The 14,395-nt window shown below is 63.0% G+C and carries 14 protein-coding genes and 2 tRNA genes; 6 read left to right on the top strand and 10 right to left on the bottom strand.

Annotated elements, in window-relative coordinates:
- The first annotated feature begins 92 nt into the window (after nucleotides 1–92).
- Nucleotides 93–169, top strand: a tRNA-Arg gene (locus NP534_RS07740).
- 400 nt (nucleotides 170–569) lie between these two features.
- Nucleotides 570–2,012 carry a magnesium transporter gene (gene mgtE / locus NP534_RS07735; RefSeq protein WP_033699555.1) on the top strand — a complete coding sequence of 481 codons (1,443 nt, stop codon included), beginning with the start codon at nucleotides 570–572 and terminating at the stop codon, nucleotides 2,010–2,012.
- Nucleotides 2,013–2,108: 96 nt separating this feature from the next.
- On the opposite strand, the gene NP534_RS07730 is transcribed toward mgtE, so the two are convergent.
- Complete coding sequence (locus tag NP534_RS07730) at nucleotides 2,109–2,435, bottom strand: Arc family DNA-binding protein (protein WP_033699552.1); 327 nt, start codon at nucleotides 2,433–2,435, stop codon at nucleotides 2,109–2,111.
- A 72-nt stretch (nucleotides 2,436–2,507) separates the two neighbouring features.
- Here NP534_RS07730 and NP534_RS07725 point away from each other — a divergent pair, with 72 nt between their 5' ends.
- From NP534_RS07725 to NP534_RS07715, 3 genes are all read left to right on the top strand, one after another.
- A complete protein-coding gene (locus NP534_RS07725) occupies nucleotides 2,508–2,771 on the top strand; it encodes a hypothetical protein (RefSeq protein WP_077068496.1) in 264 nt (87 codons plus the stop codon).
- Nucleotides 2,772–2,783: 12 nt separating this feature from the next.
- Nucleotides 2,784–3,413 carry a phosphonate metabolism protein/1,5-bisphosphokinase (PRPP-forming) PhnN gene (gene phnN / locus NP534_RS07720; protein WP_274098340.1) on the top strand — a complete coding sequence of 210 codons (630 nt, stop codon included), beginning with the start codon at nucleotides 2,784–2,786 and terminating at the stop codon, nucleotides 3,411–3,413.
- Nucleotides 3,414–3,500: 87 nt separating this feature from the next.
- A tRNA-Arg gene (locus tag NP534_RS07715) sits at nucleotides 3,501–3,577 on the top strand.
- Between the two features lie 24 nt (nucleotides 3,578–3,601).
- Here the strand turns inward: NP534_RS07715 and NP534_RS07710 are convergent.
- From NP534_RS07710 to NP534_RS07690, 5 genes are all read right to left on the bottom strand, one after another.
- Nucleotides 3,602–3,928, bottom strand: coding sequence for an AzlD domain-containing protein (locus NP534_RS07710; protein ID WP_033699548.1), 327 nt, complete (start codon nucleotides 3,926–3,928; stop codon nucleotides 3,602–3,604).
- Nucleotides 3,925–4,668 carry an AzlC family ABC transporter permease gene (locus NP534_RS07705; protein ID WP_274098339.1) on the bottom strand — a complete coding sequence of 248 codons (744 nt, stop codon included), beginning with the start codon at nucleotides 4,666–4,668 and terminating at the stop codon, nucleotides 3,925–3,927. The genes NP534_RS07710 and NP534_RS07705 overlap by 4 nt, the downstream gene beginning before the upstream one ends.
- A 130-nt stretch (nucleotides 4,669–4,798) precedes the next feature.
- Entirely contained in the window at nucleotides 4,799–5,743 is a 945-nt protein-coding gene (locus NP534_RS07700) for a dihydrodipicolinate synthase family protein (RefSeq protein WP_443201075.1), read from the bottom strand.
- Between the two features lie 37 nt (nucleotides 5,744–5,780).
- Complete coding sequence (abaF, locus tag NP534_RS07695; RefSeq protein ID WP_274098337.1) at nucleotides 5,781–7,154, bottom strand: fosfomycin efflux MFS transporter AbaF; 1,374 nt, start codon at nucleotides 7,152–7,154, stop codon at nucleotides 5,781–5,783.
- A gap of 185 nt (nucleotides 7,155–7,339) precedes the next feature.
- A complete protein-coding gene (locus NP534_RS07690) occupies nucleotides 7,340–7,960 on the bottom strand; it encodes a GntR family transcriptional regulator (protein ID WP_274098342.1) in 621 nt (206 codons plus the stop codon).
- Between the two features lie 281 nt (nucleotides 7,961–8,241).
- On the opposite strand from NP534_RS07690, the gene NP534_RS07685 reads away from it, so the two are divergent.
- Complete coding sequence (locus tag NP534_RS07685) at nucleotides 8,242–9,276, top strand: sensor domain-containing diguanylate cyclase (RefSeq protein ID WP_274098336.1); 1,035 nt, start codon at nucleotides 8,242–8,244, stop codon at nucleotides 9,274–9,276.
- A gap of 72 nt (nucleotides 9,277–9,348) precedes the next feature.
- On the opposite strand, the gene lpdA is transcribed toward NP534_RS07685, so the two are convergent.
- The 4 genes from lpdA to NP534_RS07665 are packed head-to-tail and all read right to left on the bottom strand — an operon-like array spanning nucleotide 9,349 to nucleotide 14,310.
- Nucleotides 9,349–10,728, bottom strand: coding sequence for a dihydrolipoyl dehydrogenase (gene lpdA, locus NP534_RS07680; protein WP_274098335.1), 1,380 nt, complete (start codon nucleotides 10,726–10,728; stop codon nucleotides 9,349–9,351).
- Nucleotides 10,729–10,730: 2 nt separating this feature from the next.
- Nucleotides 10,731–12,017, bottom strand: coding sequence for a dihydrolipoamide acetyltransferase family protein (locus NP534_RS07675; protein WP_274098334.1), 1,287 nt, complete (start codon nucleotides 12,015–12,017; stop codon nucleotides 10,731–10,733).
- On the bottom strand, nucleotides 12,018–13,076 hold the full coding sequence (locus tag NP534_RS07670; protein WP_033699538.1) for an alpha-ketoacid dehydrogenase subunit beta: 1,059 nt from the start codon (nucleotides 13,074–13,076) through the stop codon (nucleotides 12,018–12,020). It lies immediately after the preceding gene.
- Between the two features lies 1 nt (nucleotide 13,077).
- Nucleotides 13,078–14,310, bottom strand: a complete 1,233-nt coding sequence (locus NP534_RS07665) for a 3-methyl-2-oxobutanoate dehydrogenase (2-methylpropanoyl-transferring) subunit alpha (RefSeq protein ID WP_274098333.1) — start codon at nucleotides 14,308–14,310, stop codon at nucleotides 13,078–13,080.
- Between the last annotated feature and the right edge of the window lie 85 nt (nucleotides 14,311–14,395).

Below are 14,395 nucleotides of genomic sequence, written 5' to 3'. Positions count from 1 at the left end.
GAATCCTGCTGAGTCCGCCACTTTTGAAGTGGCTTTGCTTGCAAGGCTACTTCAGTCAACCAGTGGTAACCTGGTCTAAAACTACCAATTGCGGACTCATAGCTCAGCTGGATAGAGTACTCGGCTACGAACCGAGCGGTCGCAGGTTCGAATCCTGCTGAGTCCGCCACACACAAACAAAAAGCCCGCTTATTCAAGCGGGCTTTTTGTTTTTCTGTTTCGCTGAATTGTCGGCGATGTCCAACTAAGCTTTTCTGTAATCGCTGGGGTACCGCCAGAAGCTGCGCGCCACCTGCCCAGAAAACAAATGTGCTTCCTGATCCAGTGCAGCCGTCGCACTGATAGCTTCGAGCGTTGTCCTAGCTTTATCTCGCAAACGATTGTTCTGGCCAAAAATTTAAGCGATCTGCCCGCCGAGGCAGTGTATGATTGCGCCCGTCAGCCCCGCCGGGGCTTGTGGAATACCACCATGGACTTACCCAGTAGTTACTCCTTAACAAGTTTCATACAGAAAGATCTGACCGATTGATTCCCCCGGCGTGCTCCGCTGCTGGGAGTGGAGTTCGCCTATGACTGAAGTAGAAGTAAAGAAAGCGCAAGAGAGCCTGCAGGATCGCCTGGCCCAGGTGGTCGAACTGCTGCAGCGTCAGCGTGTGGTCGAAGACCTCACCCACCGCCAGGAGGGTGCTCACCACGATCTGGTGGAAAACCTGGTCCACCGCCAGAACCTGGTCGAGCTGCAGCGCAAGCTCGATGACCTGCACCCCGCCGACGTCGCCTACATCCTCGAAGCCTTGCCCCTGGAAGACCGCCTGACGGTCTGGCAGCTGGTGCGCTCGGATCGCGACGGCGACATCCTGCTTGAAGTTTCCGATTCGGTTCGTCAATCGCTGATCGCCGACATGGACGATCACGAGCTGCTCGCCGCTGCCAAGGAAATGGACGCCGACGAACTCGCCGACCTGGCGCCGGAGCTGCCGCGCGACGTCGTTCACGAGTTGATGGAAACCCTCGATGCCCAGCAACGCGAGCGCGTGCGCTCGGCGTTGAGCTACGACGAGGAGCAGGTGGGTGCGCTGATGGACTTCGAGATGGTCACCATCCGCGAAGACGTCAGCCTCGAAGTCGTGTTGCGTTACCTGCGCCGCCTGAAAGAGTTGCCGAACCACACCGACAAACTCTTCGTGGTCGACTATGACGGCATCCTCAAGGGCGTGCTGCCTATCAAGCGCCTACTGGTCAATGACCCGGACAAGAAGGTGGCGGAGGTCATGGCGACCGACCCGGTGTCCTTCCATCCCGATGAAGATGCCTACGACGCTGCTCAAGCCTTCGAGCGTTACGACCTCGTATCCGCCCCGGTGGTGGACAAGAGCGATCGCTTGATCGGCCGTCTGACCATCGACGAAATGGTCGACCTGATCCGTGAGGAGAGCGAGAGCGAAGTGCTGAACATGGCAGGTCTGCGCGAAGAAGAAGATATCTTCGCTTCGGTCTGGCGTTCGCTGCGCAACCGCTGGGCGTGGCTGGCCATCAACCTGATCACGGCGTTCCTGGCCTCGCGGGTGATCGGCCTGTTCGAGGGTTCGATCGAGAAGCTGGTGGCGCTGGCTGCGCTGATGCCGATCGTGGCAGGTATTGGTGGTAACTCTGGCAACCAGACCATCACCATGATCGTGCGCGCCATGGCGCTGGACCAGGTGTCGCCAGGCAATACCAGCCGGTTGATGCGCAAGGAACTGGCGGTGTCGCTGCTCAACGGCCTGATCTGGGGTGGTGTGATCGGTGTGGTGGCGTTCTGGCTGTATGACAGCTGGTCGCTGGGCCTGGTGATGACCGCGGCGATGACGCTTAACCTGCTGTTGGCCGCGCTGATGGGCGTGTTGATCCCGATGACGCTGACGCGTCTGGGGCGCGATCCGGCGATGGGGTCGAGCGTGATGATCACTGCGGTTACCGACAGTGGCGGGTTCTTCATCTTCCTCGGGCTGGCGACGCTGTTCCTGCTTTGAACCTCGGCGTGTGGGGGCGGGTGAACCCGGCTCCCACAGGCAGAACCAAAAAAGCCAGCTTACGCTGGCTTTTTTGTACTCGCTTGCAAGCTGACGTCAGGAAGCGTCTGCGGCCATTTCCACATCGTGAGCGATGAGGGCGACCAGAGCGTTCTGCTGTCGGTGCGACAGTTGGCGGAAGCGCTGCAGCAACTCGCGCTCATGCAGGGACAGTTCAGGGCTGTCCAGGCGCATGCTCAGCTCGTCACCCAACGCACCTTCCTGGATAAGGCTCTGTTCCAGGCGCGCGATGATTTCGGAGTTCATGCTGCGGTGATGGTTGCGCGCTACCTCGGCAATGCGCTCACGCATCCCGTCTGGCAGGCGGACGACAAACTTGTCAGCAGTGCGGCTCGAATAAATAGCCTGTTTCAATGGGCGCATATAAATTGACCGGATTTTCTGGTTCAGGGGACGCGGTTGTCAAATTGGCCGCACGGGGGTGGAAGTACGACCGTGACGACGACAAAATGTTCAACCGACATGGAAAATTGGATGCTCATCTTGCCTCATGCTCGCCGTTTCCTTGGCGTCAATTCTGTGACAAATAGTGAGCTGGATAAAGGCTTTATGCCAGTACCAATTATCAGAAATGAGCACTGGTTTGAAAAGTTTTACCTGCCCCAACTTGCCCTGCCGTCATTCTTCTGCCGTCAAAAACTGGTAAAACGCAGCAAAAGGCCAAGAAAACACCTAGAATGCGCGGGTTTCCTTCCATAGAGCATAGTGGCTATGCAACATGACGCAAGCGCTCGTCGATCAGCGACAGGCAGGCTGATATTTCTCATAGGACCCTCGGGTTCCGGGAAAGATTCCCTGATCGATGCCGCGCGCGAACAACTTGTTGCAGCCGGGGTGCAAATCGCCCGTCGCGTCATCACCCGTTCGGCCGAAGCCAAGGGTGAAGCGGCCCACGGCGTCACTGCCGAGCAGTTCGAAGCGCTGTGTGCCCAGGGTGCATTCGCCATGCACTGGCGCGCCAATGGCCTGGGTTACGGCATCCCGCTGCAGGTCGATCAATGGCTGCAGGCGGGCAGGCCGGTGCTGGTGAACGGTTCCCGCGCCTACCTGAGCGAAGCGCGGCGGCGCTATCCGGACCTTCTGCCGGTGCTCATCGACGTGAAACCGCAGGTGCTGCGCCAGCGCTTGCTTGCCAGGGGCCGGGAGACTGCGCAAGAGATCGAGCAGCGCCTGGCACGTAACAGCGGGTTGCAGGCGGTTGCCGATCCGTCAGTTCATGTGTTGGACAACTCCAGCACGCTCGAAGCAGCAGTGACGAGATTGTTCAAACTGCTTCACGATGAAGGCGTGCTTGCCGGGCCAGACGTGCCCGGCACCGGCCCGCAGAAAAGGATTACGTGAAAAAGGCCTGTTGCAGCATGACAAACGCCAGCATGCTGGTTAACATGCTGGCCGTCCAACCGTGCAGTGCTCACTGCCGGTGTTTGCGTCTCAGTAGCTCAATTGGATAGAGCATCCCCCTCCTAAGGGGAAGGTTGCAGGTTCAATTCCTGCCTGGGACGCCATTTCTTCACTCCCTCCGCCAAAGCCTACAGCCCCCAGTGCTTCAACGCCCACAGCGCGCCCATGCCCACGCCCAGCGTCAGCAGCGTGCTGCGCGTGCGCCAGGCCACCAGGCCCGCGAGTATCGCGGCCGGTATCTGCGGGTTCAGCCAGTCGAAGTCGGCCTGCCGGTCAGGCAGCACTACGGCCGGCAGCACCAGTGCGGCCAGCACGCTGGCCGGCACATACGCCAGGGCGCGGCGAAACAGCGGCGGTATGCGCAGCACGGCGTAGAACTCGATGAACGACAAGCGCACCGCAAAGGTGCCCAGGCCGATCAGCAGGAAGGTCATCCACGGGGTCATTTCGCTCATGATGCTTCCTGTTCGCGGTTTTCATCAGCTACAGGCTGCACGGTTCTGCCTTTTTGCAGGCGCTCGAGGAGCAGGCCGGCGATGATCCCGCCCAGTGCACCCGCCAACAGGCCCAGGTTATAGGGCAGGCCCACCGCCAGCACGGCGAGTACACCACCGGTCAATGCCGCGCCTAGGGTCGCCGGGCTGCGCAGGCTGGGGATCAGCAGCGCCAGGAACGACAAGGGGATGGCAAAGCCCAGGGACCAGTCTTCCGGGATGCCCGCGCCCAGGTATATGCCGGCCAGCACCGAGAGGTTCCAGCCGAACCACATGGTGATGGCCGTGCCGGCATAGTAGTGGAAGGCGAAACGGCCCAGTTCCCCCGAGGCCATTTTCAACGAACACAAGGCAAAGGACTGGTCCGAAAGCAGGTAGGCCATCGGCCACTTGCGCCGCCGCGGCAGGTGGCCAAGGTGCGGGGCCAGGCTGGCGCTGTACATCAGGAAGCGGAGGTTGATCACCAGCGCCGTGACCACCATGGTTACCGGCAGGGCGCTGTTCTGCATCAACTGCATCACCACCATTTGCGCCGAGCCTGAATAGAACAGCAAGGTCATGCCGATGGCATCGGCGGGCGACAGGCCCATGCCGATGGCCGTGACCCCGGTGATCAAGCCGAACGGCACGACCCCGGAGGTCAACGGCAGGACGCTGTGGGCGCCCTGTCTGAACGCTTGGGTCGCGCTGGGGTACGGCATTTGAAGTCCTTGACGGTGTACGGGAGGGCGAGGGTTGCTGCCAAGGTAATGCCCGTGAAAGCTGGCCGCAAGGGTAGATCTTGCACACTGCCGCCCCCTGCCCAGGGGAAGGGGGCATGGCTGCGCGTTGTCAGTCTACGTTGTTGGCCGCCGACCAGTCGGCGTACCAGGCGCGGAACAGCGCGTACTGCTGTTCGGCATAGCGGCGCTGGGCGTCGGTCAATGCATCGGTTTCGTTGAAGTGCAGGGCGTATTCCGGGTTGCCGTTGAGCACCATCAGGTGCTTGTAGTACAGCACCAGGTCGCAGCCTTCATCGAAGGACGACAGCACGGCCAGGGCCGCTTCCAGTTCCCCGGCAAGGCGCCGCGCTTTGGCATCGCCCTGGGCTGCACGTTTGGCCAGCGCCACCAGGTGCAGCACCTCGCGCGGCAGCGCATTGCCAATGCCGGTGATGGCGCCGGTGGCATTGCAGTTGACGAACCCGTGCACCACCTGGGTATCGACGCCCACCATCAAGGTGACGTCATCATCTTTGGAGGTGATGAACTCTGCGGCATAACGCATATCCGCAGCGCCGCCGAACTCCTTGAAGCCGATCAGGTTGGGGTGCTCGCGGCGCAGTTCGAAAAACAGGTCGGCGCGGGTCGCGAACCCGTAGTACGGGCTGTTGTAGATCACCGCCGGCAGCTGCGGGGCGGCATCGAGGATGGCCTTGAAGTGGGCCTTCTGGGCCACTCCCGACGCACCACGGGACAGCACACGGGGGATCACCATCAACCCCTGGGCGCCGACCTTCGCCGCATGGGCGGCATGGGCCACGGCTTCGCGGGAGTTTACCGCACCGGTGCCGACGATGGTCGGGATGCCGGCCGCTACCAGGCGTGCCACTCCCTCCTGGCGCTCTGCCTCGGTGAGCAGCGGCCAGTCGCCCATGGAGCCGCAATACACCACGGCGCTCATGCCGGCTTCGATCAGTTCGCGGCCTTTGCGCACCAGGGCGTCAAAATCGGGCTTGCGCTCGGGGGTGCACGGGGTCATCAGTGCGGGGATGGTGCCGGTGAAGATGTTGCTCATGGTCATTACCTCGAGGGTTGTCGTTCTTGTTGGTCTGTCAGCGGTCGGCGGTGCGTGCCAGGGATTCTTCATCCACCGCCCGCAGCGACTTGCCACGTGTTTCCCTGGCACCGGCCACGGCAATGATCGAGATCACGGCGGAGGCCACCAGGTACCAGGCGATCGGCGTTGAGCTGTTGTATTCCTTCAGCAGGGTCACGGCGATCAGCGGCGCCAGTGAACCGGCCAGGATCGGCGCCACCTGGTAGCACAGCGACAGGGCGGTGTAGCGCACATGGGTCGGGAACAGCTCGGCCATCAGGGCGGAGTAGGGCGCATAGGTCATCGACTCGATGGCCAGGCCCAGGGTGATGGCTGCCATGATCAGCCAGTCGTTGCCGGTGTCCATCATCGGGAAGCCGACGAAGCCCCAGAAGGCGGTGAGCACGGCGCCGATCAGGTACACAGGCTTGCGGCCGATGATGTCCGAGAGGTAGCCCATGAGCGGGATCATGAAGAAGTGCAGCAGGTGAGCGCCAAACATCAGCAGCAGGATCTCTGACGTGTCCTTGTGCACCACCAGCTTCAGGTAGGTGATGGAGAAGGTGACGACGATGTAGTAGAGGATGTTTTCCGCAAACCTGGCACCGATGCCGATCAGCACTTCGCGCCAGTATTTGGTGACCACCTCGACCACGCCCAGTTGCTGGCTTTCCACCCGCTGCTGGCGGGCCTGGGCCTCTTTGAAGATGGGGGCATCATCGACCCGGGTGCGGATCCAGTAGCCAATCAGCACCACCACGGCCGAGAACCAGAAGGCGACGCGCCAGCCCCAGTCGAGAAATTGCGCTTCGGACAAGTTGGTCGAGAGCAGCAGAAGGATGACCGTGGCAATCAGGTTGCCTGCCGGCACGCCCGCTTGCGGCCAGCTGGCCCAGAAGCCGCGACGGTTGTCCGGGCTGTGTTCGGACACCAGCAGCACGGCACCACCCCATTCGCCGCCAAAGGCAAAGCCCTGAATCAGCCTCAATACCACCAGCAGGATGGGGGCGGCATAGCCGATGCGTTCGAAGGTGGGCAGGCAGCCCATGAGGAAGGTGGTCACCCCGACCACGATCAGGCTGATCTGCAGCAAGTGTTTGCGCCCGACCTTGTCGCCATAGTGGCCAAACACCAGGCCGCCGATGGGGCGGGCGAGAAAGCCCACGGCATAGAGGGCGAAGGCCGCGATGATGCCGTCCATCGCGCTGCCGGTCTGGCGGAAGAACAGCTGGCCGAAGACCAGCGCGGACGCGGTGCCATACAGGAAGAATTCGTACCACTCGGCAACGGCGCCCGCCATTGCGGCTGCCACCACGCGTTTGATGCCCGCAGGCGCCTTTTCTGCTGTGTTCGCGGCACTCACTGATGCCGCCGTTGTGGGTGTGGCCATCGTTTTGCACTCCGATACGTATTATTGGAAGAAGGAGTAGGCAGTTCGGCATCGTAGGGTGCCGTCCATTCCTTATATGGTATTTCGTATACGATATCTAGATAAGCAAAAACGAAGCCAAGGACAGGCGGTCGCGCGCGGGCGGCGCTCGCTATACGCCACCCTAAAAATCAAGGCAGGGCTGCTCAGTTATGGGGCAGGTGATCGTAAAGGCTTTGGCACACCCCATTGATGTGCGACTCGATCAGCCGGGCAGCCAGCTCCACGTCCCGCGCGCGGCAGGCGGCGACAATGTCGCGATGCTCGTGATCCGCGCGGTCCTTGCCGGCCGACAAGCTCATCTGCATGCGCAGATAGCGTTCGACCTTGTCATGGATGGAGCGAATCAGGCCAATCAGGTAGGGGCGTTTTGCGGGTTCGTACAAACACGCATGCAGCGCCCAGTTGAGGTCGGCCCAGCGGCCGATATCGTCCTCGCCGATGAACTCCGCGCAGATGGCTTCGGCACGGGCAAAGTGCGCTTCGGTCATGTTGGGGATCGCCAGGCGAATCGCCTTCACCTCCAGCAGCACCCTGACCTCGAACATCTGCGCCAGCTCGGGCTCGGAAATGCGTGTAACCAGGGCACCACGGTTGCGATGAAAGTCCACCAGGCCTTCCGCTTCAAGGCGTTTCAACGCCTCGCGCACCGGAATCTTGCTGACATTGAAGGCCTGCGCCACCTCGTCCTGGCGCACCGGTTCGCCTTCCGCGAGCTGCCCCGAGATGATCGCCTCGCGCAGGTGCTTGGCGATGATTTCGGACATCGAGGGTGTGGCACCCAGGTTGGTAGCTTTGAACGACGGCAGCGGCACGGGATTTTCCAGCAATCAGACTTTGTGGATATCTTATACGAAACGCAATGCCAGCCAAACCAGCCGCCGCCGCGAGGCCCATCGCGAAATAGCCCCTTGGTACTATTCCGGTTGCACCCTGGCGGGCATATGCTTGCCCGTCAGAGGCATTGCCTTGCCGCCTGCGGCACCTATCAAAACTGTCGGCAGCTCCTTGACCGGGGCGCAGTTGCTGGACATCAGGGAGAGCGTCCATGAGTCACAACACCAGGCCGGCACCCGCCAGCTTCAGTGAGCAGCAGCTGCATACCTTGTTCGAATTGATCAGCGACGGCATCTGGGACTGGAATGCCAACACCGGCTATGTCTATCGCAACCCGGGCTGGTACGCCATGCTCGGTTACGCCAGCCATTCCATGGCCAACTCGGTGCTGACCTGGGAAAGCGTGATCCACCCCGAGGACTATCCGCGGGTAATGGCGCACTTCGAGGCCTACATCACCCAACGCAACGAGCGCTACCTGATCGAGTACCGATGTCGTTGCCAGGATGGCAGTTACCTGTGGGTCGAAGACAGCGGCTACATCATCGCCCGCAACAGCGACGGCTCGGTGGCGCGCATGCTCGGCGCCCACCGCAACATCGATGCCGGCAAGCGGCGGGTGGCGCAGCTTGAGCAACAGAACCTGTCGCTGGAAAGCCTGGTGGCCGAACGCACCCGTGAGTTGTCCTGGGTCAACCAGCAGTTGCAGCGCCAGCTGGATGAAAACCGCGAATTGGCCGAGCGCGATGCGTTGACCCGGATCGCCAATCGCTATCGGCTGGACAAGGTGCTGGAGCAGGAATGCGAGCGAAGCCAACGCTTCCGCCAGCCGATGTCGCTGATTGCCATGGACGTGGACGACTTCAAACCGATCAACGACCGCTATGGCCATGCCCGTGGCGATGCAGCGCTGGTCCAGGTGGTCGACAACCTGCGTACCTGCCTGCGCGAACATGACCTGCTGGCGCGTTGGGGCGGCGATGAATTCGTCATTGTGCTGCCGCAGACGCTGCTGGACGATGCGCTTGAAGTGGCAGCAAGGTTGCGCCAGGTGATGGAGAAGGTGGAGCCGATCGGCGAGTGTCGCCTGACCATGAGCTATGGGGTGGTGCAGTGGCAGGAAGGTGAGGCGCCGGATGACCTGCTGGCCCGTGCCGACAAGGCTCTGTACCGGGCCAAGGGGGCGGGCAAGAACGCAATAGCGGATGACCTGACTGCGCTTGCAGAACAACACCGATCTTGCTGATTTAGCGGGTGCCTGAGGGGAGCGGTTTACCCACCCCCCCCAGGGACTCAATCGGCCTGAGCCATTTCAGCGTCAGATATGCAGGGCGTGGCCCAGCGCACGTAACGCCGCTTCCTGCACCGCTTCACCCAACGTCGGGTGGGCGTGGATGGTGCCGGCGATATCCTCCAGGCATGCCCCCATTTCCAGTGACTGGGCAAAAGCCGTGGACAGTTCCGAAACGGCCACGCCCACCGCTTGCCAACCCAGGATCAGGTGATTGTCGCGGCGCGCCACCACGCGCACGAAGCCGGCTTTGGACTCAAGGCTCATGGCCCGGCCGTTGGCGGCGAACGGGAACTGCGCGACGATGCAGTCAAGGCCCTGCTGGCTGGCCTGCTCAGGTGTCTTGCCGACCACCACGATCTCCGGGTCGGTAAAGCACACCGCAGCGATCGCGCTGGGTTCGAAGCGCCGTGCCTTGCCAGCGATGATCTCGGCGACCATCTCGCCCTGGGCCATGGCCCGGTGCGCGAGCATCGGTTCACCGGCCACATCGCCGATGGCCCAGACATTGTGCATGCTGGTATGGCAGCGCTCGTCAATGGCGATGGCGGCGCCGTTCATCTTCAGCGCCAGGGATTCCAGGTTGAAACCCTGGGTGCGGGGGCGGCGGCCCACGGCCACCAGTACCCGGTCCGCTTCCAGGCGCAGTTGCTCGCCCTGGCCGTCGCGGGCCAGCAGGCAACCGTTGTCGTAACCCTCGACGCTATGGCCCAGGTGCACGGCGATGCCCAACTTCTTCAGCGCCTCGGCCACCGGGGCAGTCAGTTCGCTGTCGTAGGTTGGCAGGATGCGCTCGCGTGCTTCCACCACGCTCACCTGTGCGCCCAGCTTGCGGTAGGCGATACCCAGCTCCAGGCCGATATAGCCACCGCCCACCACCACCAGGTGCTGCGGCAAGGCCGCCGGTGCCAGTGCTTCGGTCGAGGAAATGATCGGCCCGCCCAGCGGCAGCATCGGCAGTTCGACGCTGTTGGAGCCTGTGGCCAGCAGCAGGTGCTCGCACTGGATGCGCTGGCCATCGACGTCGACATGCTTGCCGTCGAGGATCTTCGCCCAGCCGTGGATCACCTTGACCCCGTGCTTTTTCAGCAAGGCCGCAACCCCACTGGTCAGGCGGTCGACGATACCGTCCTTCCAGGCCACGCTCTGGGAGATGTCCAGGCGCGGCGAGCTGACACTGATGCCCAGTGCCGACGGCGCGGTGTACCGCGAGGTCTGGTGAAACTGCTCGGCGACATGGATCAATGCCTTGGACGGAATGCAACCGACGTTCAGGCAAGTGCCGCCCAGCGCCTGGCCTTCGACCAGCACGGTGGGGATACCCAATTGCCCGGCGCGGATGGCGGCCACATAGCCGCCAGGGCCGCCGCCGATGATCAGCAGGGTGGTTTCGATAGTCTGTTGCATGCTCACTCCACGAACAGGCAGGCGGGTTGTTCAAGCAGGCCACGCACGGCCTGGATGAACAGCGCGGCATCCATGCCATCGACCACCCGGTGGTCGAACGAGCTGGACAGGTTCATCATCTTGCGCACGACGATCTGGCCGTCGATCACCATCGGCCGCTCGACCATGCGGTTGACGCCGATGATCGCCACTTCCGGGGTGTTGACCACCGGCGTGCTGACGATGCCGCCCAACGCACCGAGGCTGGTCAGGGTGATGGTCGAGCCGGACAGTTCTTCGCGGCTGGCCTTGTTGCTGCGCGCGGCAGTGGCCAGGCGCGAGATTTCGCTGGCATTGCCCCACAAGTTGCCGGCTTCGGCATGGCGCAGCACCGGCACCATCAGGCCGTTGTCACCCTGGGTGGCGATGCCCACATGCACCGCGCCATGGCGGGTGATGATCTGTGCTTCGTCGTCATAGGTGGCGTTGATCTGCGGGAAGTCGCGCAGGGCCACGACCAGGGCGCGGACCAGGAACGGCAGCAAGGTCAACTTGCCACGGCTGTCGCCGTGCTTCTGGTTGAGCTGCTGGCGCAGGGCTTCCAGGGCGGTGACGTCGATTTCCTCGACATAGCTGAAGTGCGCGACCCGGCGCTTGGCGTCCTGCATGCGCTGGGCGATCTTGCGGCGCAGGCCGATGACTTGCACCTGCTCGCTGTCGGTACGCTTGGCGTAGCCGCTCGGGGTTTGCCCGGCGGCGGTCTGCGGTTTGCTCATGAAACCGTCGAGGTCTTCGTGCAGGATGCGCCCGGCCGGGCCGCTGCCGTGCACGTAGCGCAGCTCGATACCGGCATCCAGCGCACGCTTGCGCACGGCCGGGGAGGCCAGTGGCTTGTCGCCGGCCTGGCGCGGCACGATGGGCGCGGCGGTGTGGGGGGCTGCGCCCTGGCAGGCGGGCGCAGGCGCTGCGGCACGCGGTTGCGGCGCGCTCGCGGCTGGCGCGGCAACTGCTTCGGCCGGTTTGGTGTCGGCCGGCTTGCCCTGCGGCGCGTCGACATGGTTGCCGCTGCCTTCCACTTCGATGCGAATCAGCTCGCTGCCGACCGCCATCACTTCACCCGGCTGGCCACCCAAGGCCAGCACCTTGCCGCTGACCGGCGAAGGGATTTCCACGGTCGCCTTGTCGGTCATGACGTCGGCCACCACCTGGTCTTCGGCGATCACATCGCCGACCTTGACGAACCACTCGACCAACTCGACCTGCGCGATGCCTTCGCCAATGTCCGGCATCTTGATGACGTGCGTGCCCATTCAGACCTCCATGACCCGTTTCAATGCCGCACCTACCCGCGAAGGCCCTGGGAAGTAAGCCCATTCCTGTGCGTGGGGGTAGGGGGTGTCCCAACCAGTGACGCGCTCGATCGGCGCTTCGAGGTGATGGAAGCAGTGTTCCTGAACCAGCGACACCAGCTCGGCACCGAAACCACAGGTACGGGTGGCCTCATGCACCACCACGCAGCGGCCGGTCTTCTTCACCGACGCGACGATGGTTTCCAGGTCCAGCGGCCACAGGCTGCGCAGGTCGATGACCTCGGCGTCGACGCCGGTCTCCTCGGCGGCCACCTGGGCCACGTAGACCGTGGTGCCGTAAGTCAGCACGGTGACATCGTTGCCAGGGCGAGTGATCGCCGCCTTGTCCAGTGGCACGGTGTAATAGCCATCCGGCACGGCGCTGTGCGGGTGCTTCGCCCAGGGCGTCACAGGGCGGTCGTGGTGGCCGTCGAACGGGCCGTTGTAGAGGCGCTTGGGCTCAAGGAAGATGACCGGGTCGTCGCATTCGATCGAGGCGATCAGCAGGCCCTTGGCGTCATAGGGGTTGGACGGCATGACCGTGCGCAGCCCGCACACCTGGGTGAACATCGCCTCCGGGCTCTGGCTGTGGGTCTGGCCGCCGTAGATACCCCCCCCGCACGGCATGCGCAGGGTCAGCGGCGAGATGAACTCACCGGCCGAGCGATACCGCAGGCGGGCCATTTCCGAGACGATCTGGTCGGACGCGGGGTAGAAGTAGTCGGCAAACTGGATTTCCACGACCGGGCGCAGGCCGTAGGCACCCATGCCCACGGCGGTGCCGACGATACCGCTTTCGGAGATCGGCGCGTCGAACACGCGCGACTTGCCGTATTTGTTCTGCAGGCCTTCGGTGCAGCGGAACACGCCGCCGAAGTAACCGACGTCCTGGCCATAGACCACGACATTGTCGTCACGCTCAAGCATGATATCCATGGCCGAGCGCAGGGCCTGGATCATGGTCATGGTAGTGGTGGCCATGGCGGTTTCCGGGTTGATGCTGTTGTTATGGTCGTTCATCTCAAACCCCCAGTTCCTGGCGTTGACGGCGCAGGTGTTCGGGCATTTCCTTGTACACGTCCTCGAACATCGAGGCTGCGCTCGGGATATGGCCGTTGGCCAGGGTGCCGTACTGTTCGGCTTCCTTCTGCGCCGCGATGACCGCAGCTTCGAACTCGGCGGTGACGGCCTGGTGTTCTTCCTCGGACCAGTGGCCGATCTTGATCAGGTGCTGCTTCAGGCGGGCGATCGGGTCGCCCAGCGGGAAGTGGCTCCAGTCATCGGCGGGGCGGTACTTGGACGGGTCGTCGGAGGTCGAGTGCGGGCCGGCACGGTAGGTGACCCACTCGATCAGGCAAGGGCCCAGGCCACGGCGGGCGCGTTCGGCAGCCCAGCGCGAGGCGGCGTAGACAGCGACGAAGTCGTTGCCGTCGACGCGCAGCGAGGCGATACCGCACCCTACGCCACGGCCGGCGAAGGTGGTCGATTCACCGCCAGCAATCGCCTGGAAGGTGGAGATCGCCCACTGGTTGTTGACCACGTTGAGGATCACCGGCGCGCGGTACACGTGGGCGAAGGTCAGGGCGGTGTGGAAGTCCGACTCGGCGGTGGCGCCGTCGCCGATCCAGGCCGAGGCGATCTTGGTATCGCCCTTGATCGCCGAGGCCATGGCCCAGCCGACCGCCTGCACGAACTGGGTCGCCAGGTTGCCGCTGATGGTGAAGAAACCTGCCTCGCGCACCGAATACATGATCGGCAGCTGGCGGCCCTTGAGCGGGTCACGCTCGTTGGACAGCAGTTGGCAGATCATCTCCACCAGCGACACGTCGCGGGCCATGAGGATGCTCTGCTGGCGGTAGGTGGGGAAGCACATGTCGGTGCGGTTCAGCGCCAGGGCCTGGGCGCTGCCGATGGCTTCCTCGCCCAGGCTCTGCATGTAGAAGGACATCTTTTTCTGGCGCTGGGCAACCACCATGCGGCTGTCGAAGATGCGCGTCTTGAGCATGGCGCGCATGCCTTGACGCAGCACCTCTGGGTCGATGTCCTCGGCCCACGGGCCAAGTGCGTCGCCATGCTCGTCCAGCACCCGGATCAAGCTGTTGGACAGCTCGGCGGTGTCGGCAGCGTCGACGTCGATCGAAGGTTTACGGGCAATACCTGCATCGTTCAGACGCAGGTAGGAAAAATCGGTCTGGCAGCCTGGCCGGCCGGTTGGCTCGGGCACATGCAAACGCAGGGGGGCGTACTCGTTCATGCTTTTTACGCTCGCTCGAATGTTGTTTTTGTGAGCTCTGAAGCGGCCGCCGCTGAGTACCGGCTCGTGACTGGCAAGTCAGCGT

Source organism: Pseudomonas sp. 39004, from assembly GCF_028682155.1.
Classification (GTDB): domain Bacteria; phylum Pseudomonadota; class Gammaproteobacteria; order Pseudomonadales; family Pseudomonadaceae; genus Aquipseudomonas; species Aquipseudomonas capeferrum.
This window is presented reverse-complemented; position numbering and strand designations above follow the sequence as displayed.

Excerpts from the sequence above, each read along its gene's own strand:
- mgtE (WP_033699555.1), top strand. The coding sequence starts at position 570 with ATGACTGAAGTAGAAGTAAAGAAAGCGCAAGAGAGCCTGCAGGATCGC.
- NP534_RS07730 (WP_033699552.1), bottom strand. The coding sequence starts at position 2,435 with ATGCGCCCATTGAAACAGGCTATTTATTCGAGCCGCACTGCTGACAAG.
- phnN (WP_274098340.1), top strand. The coding sequence starts at position 2,784 with ATGCAACATGACGCAAGCGCTCGTCGATCAGCGACAGGCAGGCTGATA.
- NP534_RS07710 (WP_033699548.1), bottom strand. The coding sequence starts at position 3,928 with ATGAGCGAAATGACCCCGTGGATGACCTTCCTGCTGATCGGCCTGGGC.
- NP534_RS07705 (WP_274098339.1), bottom strand. The coding sequence starts at position 4,668 with ATGCCGTACCCCAGCGCGACCCAAGCGTTCAGACAGGGCGCCCACAGC.
- NP534_RS07700 (WP_443201075.1), bottom strand. The coding sequence starts at position 5,743 with ATGAGCAACATCTTCACCGGCACCATCCCCGCACTGATGACCCCGTGC.
- abaF (WP_274098337.1), bottom strand. The coding sequence starts at position 7,154 with ATGGCCACACCCACAACGGCGGCATCAGTGAGTGCCGCGAACACAGCA.
- NP534_RS07690 (WP_274098342.1), bottom strand. The coding sequence starts at position 7,960 with ATGTCCGAAATCATCGCCAAGCACCTGCGCGAGGCGATCATCTCGGGG.
- NP534_RS07685 (WP_274098336.1), top strand. The coding sequence starts at position 8,242 with ATGAGTCACAACACCAGGCCGGCACCCGCCAGCTTCAGTGAGCAGCAG.
- lpdA (WP_274098335.1), bottom strand. The coding sequence starts at position 10,728 with ATGCAACAGACTATCGAAACCACCCTGCTGATCATCGGCGGCGGCCCT.
- NP534_RS07675 (WP_274098334.1), bottom strand. The coding sequence starts at position 12,017 with ATGGGCACGCACGTCATCAAGATGCCGGACATTGGCGAAGGCATCGCG.
- NP534_RS07670 (WP_033699538.1), bottom strand. The coding sequence starts at position 13,076 with ATGAACGACCATAACAACAGCATCAACCCGGAAACCGCCATGGCCACC.
- NP534_RS07665 (WP_274098333.1), bottom strand. The coding sequence starts at position 14,310 with ATGAACGAGTACGCCCCCCTGCGTTTGCATGTGCCCGAGCCAACCGGC.